Source organism: Halosegnis marinus (assembly GCF_029338355.1).
Classification (GTDB): Archaea; Halobacteriota; Halobacteria; order Halobacteriales; family Haloarculaceae; genus Halosegnis; species Halosegnis marinus.
The window spans coordinates 129,745-141,057 of record NZ_CP119803.1 but is presented as its reverse complement, the minus strand read 5'-3'; the positions used below and the strand labels follow the sequence as shown (position 1 = coordinate 141,057).

At 63.4% G+C, this 11,313-nt stretch carries 11 protein-coding genes; 10 read left to right on the top strand and 1 reads right to left on the bottom strand.

All coding sequences use genetic code 11. The features are described from left to right. Positions 1 to 24 precede the first annotated feature (24 nt). Positions 25 to 231: a hypothetical protein gene (locus tag P2T37_RS15360; protein WP_276236267.1), complete on the bottom strand. Its 207-nt coding sequence runs from the start codon at positions 229 to 231 to the stop codon at positions 25 to 27. A 374-nt stretch (positions 232 to 605) separates the two neighbouring features. Between P2T37_RS15360 and P2T37_RS15355 the strand changes: the two genes are divergently transcribed. From P2T37_RS15355 to P2T37_RS15310, 10 genes are all read left to right on the top strand, one after another. After that, positions 606 to 2,063 (top strand): hypothetical protein, encoded by a 1,458-nt coding sequence (locus tag P2T37_RS15355; protein ID WP_276236266.1) that lies wholly within the window; start codon positions 606 to 608, stop codon positions 2,061 to 2,063. A 1-nt stretch (position 2,064) separates the two neighbouring features. Continuing rightward, positions 2,065 to 2,484, top strand: coding sequence for a hypothetical protein (locus tag P2T37_RS15350; RefSeq protein WP_276236265.1), 420 nt, complete (start codon positions 2,065 to 2,067; stop codon positions 2,482 to 2,484). A gap of 72 nt (positions 2,485 to 2,556) precedes the next feature. Continuing rightward, positions 2,557 to 3,069: a hypothetical protein gene (locus P2T37_RS15345; protein ID WP_276236264.1), complete on the top strand. Its 513-nt coding sequence runs from the start codon at positions 2,557 to 2,559 to the stop codon at positions 3,067 to 3,069. Further along, a complete protein-coding gene (locus P2T37_RS15340) occupies positions 3,059 to 3,631 on the top strand; it encodes a hypothetical protein (protein WP_276236263.1) in 573 nt (190 codons plus the stop codon). The genes P2T37_RS15345 and P2T37_RS15340 overlap by 11 nt, the downstream gene beginning before the upstream one ends. After that, the gene (locus P2T37_RS15335) at positions 3,628 to 3,939 is read left to right on the top strand and encodes a hypothetical protein (protein ID WP_276236262.1); all 312 of its coding nucleotides are present in this window, start codon (positions 3,628 to 3,630) and stop codon (positions 3,937 to 3,939) included. The genes P2T37_RS15340 and P2T37_RS15335 overlap by 4 nt, the downstream gene beginning before the upstream one ends. A 164-nt stretch (positions 3,940 to 4,103) precedes the next feature. Beyond that, the gene (locus P2T37_RS15330; RefSeq protein ID WP_276236261.1) at positions 4,104 to 4,883 is read left to right on the top strand and encodes a hypothetical protein; all 780 of its coding nucleotides are present in this window, start codon (positions 4,104 to 4,106) and stop codon (positions 4,881 to 4,883) included. 8 nt (positions 4,884 to 4,891) lie between these two features. After that, positions 4,892 to 6,556, top strand: a complete 1,665-nt coding sequence (locus tag P2T37_RS15325; protein ID WP_276236260.1) for a hypothetical protein — start codon at positions 4,892 to 4,894, stop codon at positions 6,554 to 6,556. Beyond that, positions 6,556 to 7,353 (top strand): hypothetical protein, encoded by a 798-nt coding sequence (locus tag P2T37_RS15320; RefSeq protein ID WP_276236259.1) that lies wholly within the window; start codon positions 6,556 to 6,558, stop codon positions 7,351 to 7,353. The genes P2T37_RS15325 and P2T37_RS15320 overlap by 1 nt, the downstream gene beginning before the upstream one ends. A gap of 118 nt (positions 7,354 to 7,471) precedes the next feature. Next, positions 7,472 to 9,007, top strand: coding sequence for an ATP-binding protein (locus P2T37_RS15315; RefSeq protein WP_276236258.1), 1,536 nt, complete (start codon positions 7,472 to 7,474; stop codon positions 9,005 to 9,007). 270 nt (positions 9,008 to 9,277) lie between these two features. Then, complete coding sequence (locus tag P2T37_RS15310; protein ID WP_276236257.1) at positions 9,278 to 11,176, top strand: minichromosome maintenance protein MCM; 1,899 nt, start codon at positions 9,278 to 9,280, stop codon at positions 11,174 to 11,176. The last annotated feature ends 137 nt before the right edge of the window (positions 11,177 to 11,313 follow it).

The following is an 11,313-nucleotide window of genomic DNA, read 5'->3' as shown; positions in this document are numbered from 1 at the left end:
GGACCCAGTCATGTCCTTAATCGCCTACTCCGGCCGCTCCGGCCCGAAGAACACCTCGAGCTTCCGCTCTTCGTGGTCGACTTGCACGCCGACAGTGTCACCAACCTCGGCGTCGAGCTCATCGGCAAGCGCAACACCAAGCGAGAGCGCCGGCGTCCCCTGACCGTTGAGCGCGACGATGTTTCGATGATCACCGCCATCGGCGAGTATGTCGAACAGGTCGCGAGGCATAGCTACAGGTATCATCTGCACTGCAAAAGCCTCCCGTCGTTTCGATACTACAGATAGCTACTGTACTGCGGTCCGTATCGAGCGTACACGAAGCTGTCAACGTTCTAGTCAGTAGATTACCTGGGCAAACCATGGTGTGTAGACCATGATGATTCGGTGAGTGTAGATCCTGATTCCAGCCAAGGCGCCCACGGCGATCTCGGCTATATCGGCGACCGACGAACCGGGCGCACGAGCAACCCCTGGGTCGCCATATGGGAACGCGAGCAGCGTGACCCCGCAGCCACCGACGACACGAACCCCCGAATGCACGACACGACACTGGACACGGAGATGTATCGATGATGCGGGGTCGCACGGTACTCGCGCTCGCCATGGTGGCGCTCCTCGCTGCCTCTGGCGTCGCCGCGGCCGCGGTCAGCTTCGATAACGGTACGACGCCATCGCCGCAGATCAACGAAGGGACGCACGGGTCGGGGCTCACGCTCGCGACGTACGATATCGGCGACGATCCAACGAGATACGAGGCGAATGACGGCTCGACAGCGAACCTCTCGGCCGTTATTCCGACAGACGACGAGCATCCGAACCGGTTCACGTTCTCTCCCGTCGCGATCAATGCCAGTGACTACCGGGTGTTCCCGACATCGGACGCGAACGTGAGCGCGGTCGACGCGACTGTGTGGAGCGTTGCAGGCGCGAATGCAAGCCTCGGGATGGTCGCCGACTCGGAGACGGCACCGAACGTGCAGGCCGTCCGGTTCCAGACGGACGGGTCGATGGCCGCCGATGATGAAGTCATCTTCGCGACCGACACGCCGTCGATCACGTCGGATGAGGCAAAGCGAGTCGCGCAAGTCGCTTTCCGTATCAACACGCTCGATGCGGGCACGACAGCCCAGATCCGGTTTGTCGACGCTGACGGCGACTACAAAGCGACGACTATCGACGATTCGCTGAACGCGAGCTCGCACGATGTCGCCGCCTCCGAAACCGGCCCCGCCGTGTGGCAGGAACCGCTCGGAAACCTTACGACTCAAACCGTTTCTGGGTCGGACGGCACGTTCGATGATCTCGAGCGCATCGAAGTGTCGGTGATGCACGGCGATCTCGATCTCGAAATCGCTGGCCTGAACGTCGAGCGGATGTCCGAATGGCAGTTTGGCGAGCAGAAAGTCCAAACCGCAGACGAAGAGTGGGTTACCGAGACGATCACCGAGCCACGTGGCATGGTGATGGTCACGGACATGGACACGCTCGGCCCGACGTTCGAGGACGCGACCATTCACAACCTCGAATTTGCGGTCGAGTATCGTGCCGAGCTTCAACCCGACGACAACCGACTGGTCAACATTTCGGAGGCTGAGAACAATCCCTCGTACGCGTACGAAGGCGACGTGTACGTGCAATTCACGGTCCCGGATCAGTACGATCTGACTCACTCCCAGCTTCGGCTGAACGACACGCAAACGCTTGGCCCCGGTCGCTACCAGGCCGTTGCGGTCGCGATGGGCACGGGCGACACGGCCTTCGGAAACATCTCGGCTGACGCATGGACCGACAAGACTGGCCTATACACTGGCGAGGGCGACACGCACACGCTTTCGGACTCGCTGCAGCCTGGCCAGACAATCACCGTCCACTACCAGCTCCAGCTCACAGAGCAGGACTACGAAGCCATGCAGGCCTCTGCCCAGACGCAGGGCGGCGGTGGCTTCTTCGGGAACCTCTGGGGCAAGCTCCTCGGAGTCGGTGGCGGCATCGTCGGCATCGTCACGGGCATCGGGCTCCTGTGGGGCAACGAAAAGCGCAAGAGCAGGGCAGAGGCGTAAGATGTCCGGCGTTCCGGACTCCGGCGAGCTGGTCGACAACCAAGCTACCGTCACTGGCGGGGTAACGGGCTGGCTCAAGCGCTATCTCGGAGCGATCGGGGCCGGATTCGCCTTCCTCATCATCGCTCCGGTGCGAGCCGCAGCCGAAGGCGGCGGCACCATGATCGCCGAATTCACCACCGGCCTCGCAGAGCTGCTTGGCTCGCTTGGCTTCGGCTCTGCGCTCATCGTGAACGCCGGGGCCGAAGGGACCGCCGGGTGGGTAGCAACCGAATCGATCGGCTTCGTCCTCGCGCTTGGGGCCGTCTTAGTCGGCGGTGTCATGTGGACGTACGCGCTCGATCTCGCTGATTCGGATCTTCCATTCTGGCAGAATGTGCCCGTCCTCGGGTTCTTCTTCAGCGATAACGACGAGCAGTGACAATGATAGGCCACCCTCTCCGACATCGGCTGCAGGGGGGACATAGCGCCAGCAACCGAGGAGGGACCGACTGTGGCCTCTGATGAGGAACTACAAGCTCCCGAGGGAGGCGATGGGACGGCCCACGACTCCGTGTCATTCGTGACAGGGGGATGGTCGTGGTCGCCTGGCGGGTCGACTGCCGCGCTCAAGACATCAATCGAGAACGGAACAGTCCTCCCGAGCGTGCGGCTGATCGGCGGGATTACGAACCGTGGACCACTCGGTGTCCTGACCGCGTTCGTTTTCACCCCACTCTCACTGCTTGCGCTCGTCATCACGCAGTTTGCCAGCGATACAGCCACACAGCTCAGCCGGCTCGTTGGCGGGTATTTCGACGGGGTTGCCGGACTGTTTGGGCTGGCATTTATCGGTGAGGCTGGGCCGTTTCCAGTCACGACACCGGGCCTTGTTGGGGTCGCTCAGCGCGCCTTCACAGCAACTGCCCACGCAGTCACACAGCCCGCCTTCGGATTCGTCGTCGCCGTTGCGCTGACGCTCGTGATCGGGTTCATCGTCAACCTGGTGATTCAGTATGTCAGGTAGCGGTGGGCCCGAGCTCCCAAGCGGGACGGAGACGGGCGTCACGGTCCGCGATCCAGAGACAGGCGAACCGATCGCCGACGAGCGGCTCTGGGAACGAATCGCACCGGATTGGGTCAGCCAGCTTGGCGAAGTGTCCGACCTCCTCATCGCAGTCGGCAATCACCCGGCCCGATTCGTCACAGGCATCCTTGTCTCTGTACTTGGAGCCACGCTGTACGCTATCCTCATTGAAGGCTTGGCCGTTGGCCGCTATCTCGTTGGCCTCCCCGTCCCAGCAACGCGCTTCATCTGTACGAATCCAAGAGGCGAGACCTGTGATATTCTCTCGCTGAGCGATCTACCCCGGCTCCTCGGTGGGATTGTCGGCGACATCGGGACACACATCGGAGGCGCGATTGCGAGCAGTCTAGCGACTATCATCAACGGCATCGCACGAACACCGGGGCCGGCCGGGGCGCTCCTCGTCGTCGCAGCTGCGGCGGGCATCACCATCGGGGTTGTCATGCTCGGGGGACTTGCGATCGCCCTCCTCCCGTTTTCACTTCCAAAGGTCCGGCCATGAGTAGCCCACCACTCCCCAGAAAGCGATCGAAAAAGCTCGTCGTCGGCCTTGCAAGTGCCGTCACGGGCTTGGCCGCAAGCGCCTGGCATCTGATGTTTGGCCTCGGCCATTTCGTCATCTTCGACACGGGTACGTGGTTCTCGCCGATCCTCTACTTCGGCCGGTTTGCCGCACCCTCGCTGTCGTGGATCTCGACCGATCAAGCAGAGATGCTGGTCGTGACGGCCGTCGTCACGTTCGGCGTCGCGCAGTTTGCGATCTTCCTCATCCGCCGACGGCGACGGCAACGGAAGACGCGCCAATCATGAACCAATGACTGACACACACGCAGCCGATCGAGTACAACACGACGCTAGCCGTCGGCGGCCGGCGTCGGACGACCACTGGTACCGACTGGAGGGGGTGCGACAGCATGGCGCCTAACGGGCCGAAACAGGACACCGGTGCGCCCGGGAAGGTCCAACAGTTTCTGATGAAGCTTCGCGGGGGCACCCAGGAGGTGGCGAAGGGTCGGGGGTCGGCTGTAGCGTCGAAAGCCTCGGCGATATCGGGGCAAACCGGCCGTCGGCTCGGCGCCCTTGGAACGCTCCTCGCGCTTGTCCTCGGCATGTTCGTCGTGATCGGCGAGGCGCAGCCGCTCTATCGGATCCTCGAAGGTGGCGAGCTGCCGACCCGCTACCTCCGATTCGGATTCGCAGGTGTGCTCATCCTCGGGGCCGCATGGTGGCTGAACGTAACGGCTGCCCTCGTCCTTGCAGCCACCGTCTGGCTGGGCTTCATGCTCAATCGCCCGGAGATCCTGACGGCCATCAACAATCCGTTGGCGACGCCGTGGGTCATCGCCGGGGTCCTTATCGCGCTCATCCCCACGTGGTGGGCTCTCGACATCTACACAGCGACGAAACGAGCGCCGACTGTCGAGCGATTCGGCGAGAAATTCGTTGACCGGCTCACGAACCTCGCTGAAAGCGTCCTTACAGGCGCCCGGCTAGCTACCCTGGGAGCGCTCACGATCGGCTTTCTGGCGGCCTCACAAGCTGGTATCCTCACCGGCGAGCTCTTCGGCCTGTTCGAGGAAGCACCGCTCGTTGCAAGCAACCTCTTCGGGATCGGGCTCGGCTTTCTCGCCTTGGGTGGCACGGTCACCATTCCCGTGCTCGGGCCCGTGACGGTGGCCACGCTTGGAGCCCAGCTGTTCCTGTTCATCGCGGCGTTCGTGTTCGCCATCGCTGTCGGGGTGCGTTATGGCTGAGGTGCAGCATGCATAGCGGCCTTCGTGCCGTGCTCGTTGTCGCTGTCGTCCTCTCGACGCTCGGTCCGGCCATCGGGCTCGCGGTCGCACAGGACGCCCAGACGAGCGCACAGGCGAATGTGACGGCGGGACAGGGGTACACGCTCGAGGAGCTTCGCCGCGGCGGTGACTTACCGGTCGGGGAAGACACGCCACAGAGCATCAGGCGCTTTTCCGAGTACGGCGAGCTGAAAGTAGAGTATCCCGCCGTTGGCTTCCTCGGCCTGTTTGGAATCAACTGGGATCTCGGCCCCCGCTCGTCCGTCCATTCAAACGAACTCGTGTTCAGAGCCATCCGGTTCGACCCCCAACAGACGGAGTACACCGTGCGGGCGGTGTTCTACGACACCGCCGAGCGTGTCGTCACGACGGACAACACGACCCAGACGATGACCGTGCCCACCGACATCGAGGAGCGGTCCTGGGACATAACACTGAACGACGGCGCCTATCGCGACCAGACGAGCATCACCCTCCCCAAGCACGAGGGGAAGCAGGCCGTCCTCTGGATCGAGGGGGTTGAGGGTGCACGGTGGACGTGGTCGCACGACTCCGCACCGCTCTCCTCGGCAGTCGCCATCAACACGGAGGCTGGGTTCTTCGGGCGTGCCCTCCTCGTGTTCGTGCTCCCGATCTTTGTCGGGCTACTGCTTGACGCACACTTCGTCCCGAAGATCCTCAACAAGGTCGGGAAGGGGCCCGGAAACCTCACGCTCTGGTTCGGGACCATCGTGTTCGCCGTCGTCGGCATCTTGCTGATCTCCTGGGTATGGGCGTCGAATTTCCTCGTCTCGATGCCGCTCGTCGTCGCCGTCCTCGTCTGTGGGGCGGCCGGGGCCCTCTGGTTAGAGAAATCACACTCGCAGGTGACGAGGCTCGCGCTGCTTGGCGTCTCAACGAAGATCGACAAGACGTTCACCGGCGGGGAGGCCCGGTCGGCGCTCCGTGGGGAGATGCCGATCATCAAAGTTGCAACGCTCGCAGATGGCAGGACCGTCGTCATCCGCCGTGGTATCGTCCCGTTCCTCGCGCGGCTGTGGGGCGGTGCGGCTGTCCTCAACAATGCGGATCGGATCAAGTCGGAACTTGAGCTCACGGGGAAATCGGCCGCCGATAAGCTCGTCTTCATCGACGAGGACGCCGATGTCACCTACGAGTATTCCCCCGAAGGATTTGCGTTCGAGCTCGACACACGAACGGCGGATGGCCGTCTCGACATCACAGGCATTCTCAACCACCTTGGCGAGCTCGCCATCGGCGGTGCCGTGGGATACTATCTCGGTGGGCCTCTCGCCGCCATTCTGGGGGCGATCGGGGTGGTTGTCTTCGTGCACACGCACGCCGTCAATGGTGTTGCTCGGTTCACGCCTGCGCAGGGCCACTTCGGCGATGCCGTTGTAACGGCAATGCAGCTGGAGAAAGGCATCGACGAAAACCGCCAGCGTGAGGAGCTCCTCCGTGAGCTCCGCAGCGAGATCCGTCGCTCCGAGGATGTCGTCGAGGAGGTTCGCAACGCCAACGACGAGTCCGTCATCGGGAGCGCACACGAGCGCGATATTGACTGGCCGGACGACGAGCTCACGAGCGAGCGTCCCCACGCCGGCCGACGGGCCAACACCTCGGGTGACGACTAGTGGGCACCAACCGCGACACCACTGTCCAGCCCGATTCGAACATGCCAGTGGCAACGGGCAAGCGCGGTGTGGGGGTCCCAGGTGAGCGAGGCGCACCCACCCCTGAGGAAGAGCCGCCCGAGCCCATATCGGGGCCGAGGGGGACATCGGATGGCCCACATGACGCACATCCGGCCCTCCGGAACCTCAACGATCATCAGCGTCGTGCGATCGGCACCTTCACCGACGGCTTCGCCGATCGCCGAGCCTTGCTGGAATGGATGCTCCGCTTCCAGTACTGTTCGTTCGGCCGGCTCGCCGATCGGATCTACTTCGCGCTCGCGGACACACACGAGCGGACGACGCTCGCAGCGCTATGCCACGAGCCCGCACGTACCCGTGTTTCGCCAGCGCACGATCTCACAGACGCGGCCGCAAGAGCCGCGCGCCATCGACTGCGCTCACGGTATCTGCGGCCGGCCGCGCTCGCCGCGTATCGCGAGCTCCGGACGTCTGCAACTGAGTATGCTGTCGAAGCCAACCCGCCGGATCCAGACAAGTCACCGTTCTTCGCGCTTCGACCAGCCTTCGAGGAGTACTTCGCGCTCCAGACAGCTGCCCTGGAGAGCTTCCTCGATGGGTTCACGTCAGTCCGCGATGTCGAGGCCTGGTTCCAACGGCTCGACCACGCCACGTGGGGCGAAATCCGAAACGTACCCGGCGGCGACCACCTGGAGCATCGAATCCTCTCACAACGTGCCGCCAGGGGTGTTCTCGTCGATGCTGCCCGGCGGCCGTCCGCGAGCGCGAGCAGTTAGCGGCGCGGTATCTCCTCCCGGCGACCAATCGCTGCGTGCGTGGGCTCGCAGCCGTCGCTGGTGAATCGAGCGAAGAGCGTGTCGACGATGTCGGCGCACCACAGGGCTGATTCTCACTATGCCACACCAAACACCACCGGACGGCTACGACTGGGGCGAGCGAACACTGCAGGGCTATGAAGTCCTTCGTGACCATCGCGCGCCAAAGTACTACGAATCGGATGCTCAGGAGATCCGCGGCAAGTTCTCGATTCCGAGCTTCGATCTCGAGGCGTTTTGCGAGCACAAGTTCGGGCGGATGGTCTACCCGGACACGTTCATCCACGAACAGTCGGCCGAACGTGCGCGTTCGAACAAGGCCACGGACTGTTTCATCACGGCCGAGCGTGACGCCGGGAAGACGACGTTCGCCCGGAACTTGTCGCCGCGGCTCATGGAGGAAAACGACGAGAAAGTCATCTGGCGTGGCCGGTCGGAAAGTTCCGGTTGGCTCCCCTATCGCCATTGGACGCAGTTGTATCTCCCCGCGAGCGTCGAGCTCGACGGGACAATCATGGAGGAGGAAAGCGATGACCGCCTCCAACCGCTCGCCAACGAGCGTCTCGACGAGCTCGTTCGCGAGGTGGTCTACTACGACGATGTCTACGATCTCCTCGATCAAATCAGCGAGCGTCCCGCAGGCACGTTCAATGTCGTCTACCCGGACCCATCATTCGCCGGCTGTTCGACCGTCATCGAGCGCACCGACCGTGTGACTGGTACGTTCGAGTTCACGCCCGCATGGGAGAGTGATGACCCGGTCCACGACCCCGGCACCCGGACCATCGACTGGTGGTTCGCGTTCATTGTCGCCCGAGCTGAGTACGGCCCGTTCAACGAGTGGTGGTCGTTGCTGTTCGACGAGTGTGGCGACTTCATCAAGCAAAGCGCCTCGAACGCCGAAGGCCGCCTCCACGACAAGATCGAGCTGCTTCGGTCGCTGTGGGCAGCCTCACGCAAGCGCAAACTCTCGCTGTTTTTCTTCGGTCACCGTGGCCGAAACGTCCACGAGATCGTCCGCCGTGAGTTCAAATGGCACATCCAGCTAGCGGATGGCTCGCCAAACCCAACGCAAGGCCGGCGGTCGAGCTATCCGCTCGGAATGCAGAAGGTGCCGATGGAGACCGACATTCTCTCCGGGCAGCCCCAGGGCACCGGGATCTGCTTCGTCGAAAACGAATTCTCACTGTTCGGTTGGGGAAACATCGCTGAGCCGAGCGACAACGAGTGGGCCTCACGCTGGGTGAAGATCCGATTCGAGCCGCCCGCCGATGTCCAAGCCGCGTCCGATGAGACCGTCTCGCGTGAGCTCGCCTTCGATGACACAATCTTCGGCGAGTGGCAGAACGCCCACGCCCATCGGCTCCTCGTCAAGGATCCCGGCTCGGGCAGTATCTCGGTCGACTCCGGCGAGATAATCGACGAGCTGGTGTCGCCGATTGATGGCCTGCGCTTCTGTGCGCCGCTCCGTGAGAGCACAGACGGCCGCTACGTCGAGCTCGTCATGGAGCCGACACCGACGACCACACCGAGCGAGGAGACGGTCGTGGCTCGGCTGCCGAAGCCAGCCCAAGGCGAGATCAGTGGCATCACGGAGGCGATCGCGGATGACTGAGCATTCTCACAGGGAACACACAGTACCAGCAGCCGCGCCAACAACCGATGGGACCCAGCGCTTGCAGCCGCTCGAAACACCCCATTCCACCCATCTCCCTATCGGCCCGCGGTGCGTCCCCAGGCCCCGGCGGCCTCGTTTTTTCGAGGTTGTCTCGGGGAGCCGACACCAGTTGTACGCGCGCATTCAGAGTCGGAATGTGACAAGCCCCCCGGGGCGGGGGATCGATCGGGGCCTTACACTCCACACGCATGCCCAGGGGTGGCCGGCATGACCCTCGATGCGCGGTGGACGCAGGTGCTTCGCGAAGAATTCGCAGCTGACATTCGAGCGCTTGCCGACGCGTATCCAGACGAGCGATCGCTGTACATTCCCGTTAGGGAGCTCGCTGTCACCGACACGCGACTGGCCAGCGACATTCCACGACAACCAGAGCGCTCACAGGAGGCTGCAGAGGCAGCGCTCCATGATATCGAGCTGCCGGAGCGCAACGTGCCGCTCGGACTCGCGAACGTTCGGTTCACCGATCTTCCAGCGTCGGAGACGTTCACAGTTGGCGGGTTTTCACCCGCAGACACGATGTCCCGGCTCATCGATGTCGAGGGACAGATCACCAAACGGACGGAGGTGAATCCAAAGCTGCAGCTGGGCGCGTTCAGCTGCCTGCGGTGCGAGACGCTCACCCGGGTTACACAGCCGCCGTCGGGCATGATGCGTGAGCCGAACGAATGCGCCGGCTGTGAGCTGCAGGGGCCCTTCCGGCTGAAGGAAGCACAAAGCGAGTGGACGAATCACCAGAAGATCCGGCTTCAACAGCCGCCAGAGCAGGCCCAAGGCGAGACGGAGAATATCGATGTCCACGTGAGCGGTGATCTCGCCGGCGATGACGCGATCGAGGGCGGGACGCGTGTCACCGTGACCGGCCGCGTCACGCCGGTGTACAACAAAGGCAAGGTCGTCTGGAAAAAGCAGCTCATCGGCCAAGCCGTCACGACCGAGGAAGACTCGTTCGCCGAGATCGACACGGACGCCTACGCCGAGGAGATCGAGACGATTCGTACGCATCCGAACACAGCTCGTCTCCTCGTTTCGGAATTCGCCCCCGGCCACGCGGGCGATGAACACATCAAGCTCGCCTTGCTCCTCCAGCTGTTCGGCGGGTGGGCACGCGAATCCGATGGCGGGCGGTACTACCGCGGTGACTCACACATCTACCTCCTCGGGGACCCGGGCACCGACAAGACAGGCCTGCTTGAGCGGGCCTACGAGCTCTCGCCGCGCGGAGCAATCACGGATGGAACGGGCTCGTCTAGCGCCGGCCTCACCGCAGCGATCTCGAAGGACTCGTTTTCGGATGAGCAGTGGTCGATCGACGCCGGCACGCTCGTCTTAGCCCACGAGGGGTTGGCGGTCGTCGACGAGCTCGACAAGGGTGCCACTGCGGATCTCGATGCGCTCCATACGGCGCTTGAGTCCCAACGCGTCCTCATCTCGAAGGCCGGCAAGAACGCGATGCTCCCAGCCAAGACGGCACTGTTGGCCGCGGGCAATCCCACCGGAGGGCATATCGATCCGAGCACAGAAATCGCCGACCAAGTCGATCTCCAGTCCCCGCTCCTCTCCCGGTTCGATCTGATGTTCGTCGTCCGTGAGCGCACCGAGGAGGCGTTCGTCGAATCACTCGCCGAGATGATGGTGACCAGCCGGACGGCAGCCGGCAAGCAAGCGCGGGGAGAGGCCCTCCCTGACGCCCAGCGACACACCATCGAATCCGATCTCTCCGACCGGACGATCGTCGCCTACATCGCAGCCGCGAAAGAGTACCAGCCGGTCATCCGCGATCCTGCAGTGACACAGCTCGTTACCACATGGTTCACCAACCTCAAAACCGATCTCCCGAATCGCTACCGCCCCGACCAGTACGACGCCGCGGGCATGACCGACGAGCTCCCTGCGCTCCCAGTCACCGCCCGGAAGATCGGTGCAATGATGCGCCTGATGGAAGCGAGCGCTCGGTTGCGTCACTCCGAGGAAATCGAGGAGGTGGATTTTCGGACGGCGAAGCCACTGATCAGTCGCTCGCTCGGCGATATCGGGATCATGCCCAGCGACAACGCTGCGTTCGGGTCCGTGGACGCGGATGTGCGCCCGGGCGAGGTGGGCCTGTGAACGCCCACAGGCCAGCGCGTGTGCTCGCCTGCAACCGCGACGCGTCGACGCACGCCTCGGTCCACACGACCGCGTCTACGGCCGCACGTGCGGCTGACGCGCACCGTCCGCGCCGCGGTGGACGCGCAGGCCGGGAC

What these genes read in the sequence shown, in the direction of transcription:
- P2T37_RS15355 (WP_276236266.1), top strand. Translation starts at nt 606, where the DNA reads ATGGTGGCGCTCCTCGCTGCCTCTGGCGTCGCCGCGGCCGCGGTCAGC.
- P2T37_RS15325 (WP_276236260.1), top strand. Translation starts at nt 4,892, where the DNA reads ATGCATAGCGGCCTTCGTGCCGTGCTCGTTGTCGCTGTCGTCCTCTCG.
- P2T37_RS15315 (WP_276236258.1), top strand. Translation starts at nt 7,472, where the DNA reads ATGCCACACCAAACACCACCGGACGGCTACGACTGGGGCGAGCGAACA.
- P2T37_RS15330 (WP_276236261.1), top strand. Translation starts at nt 4,104, where the DNA reads ATGAAGCTTCGCGGGGGCACCCAGGAGGTGGCGAAGGGTCGGGGGTCG.
- P2T37_RS15310 (WP_276236257.1), top strand. Translation starts at nt 9,278, where the DNA reads ATGACCCTCGATGCGCGGTGGACGCAGGTGCTTCGCGAAGAATTCGCA.
- P2T37_RS15335 (WP_276236262.1), top strand. Translation starts at nt 3,628, where the DNA reads ATGAGTAGCCCACCACTCCCCAGAAAGCGATCGAAAAAGCTCGTCGTC.
- P2T37_RS15340 (WP_276236263.1), top strand. Translation starts at nt 3,059, where the DNA reads ATGTCAGGTAGCGGTGGGCCCGAGCTCCCAAGCGGGACGGAGACGGGC.
- P2T37_RS15350 (WP_276236265.1), top strand. Translation starts at nt 2,065, where the DNA reads ATGTCCGGCGTTCCGGACTCCGGCGAGCTGGTCGACAACCAAGCTACC.
- P2T37_RS15360 (WP_276236267.1), bottom strand. Translation starts at nt 231, where the DNA reads ATGCCTCGCGACCTGTTCGACATACTCGCCGATGGCGGTGATCATCGA.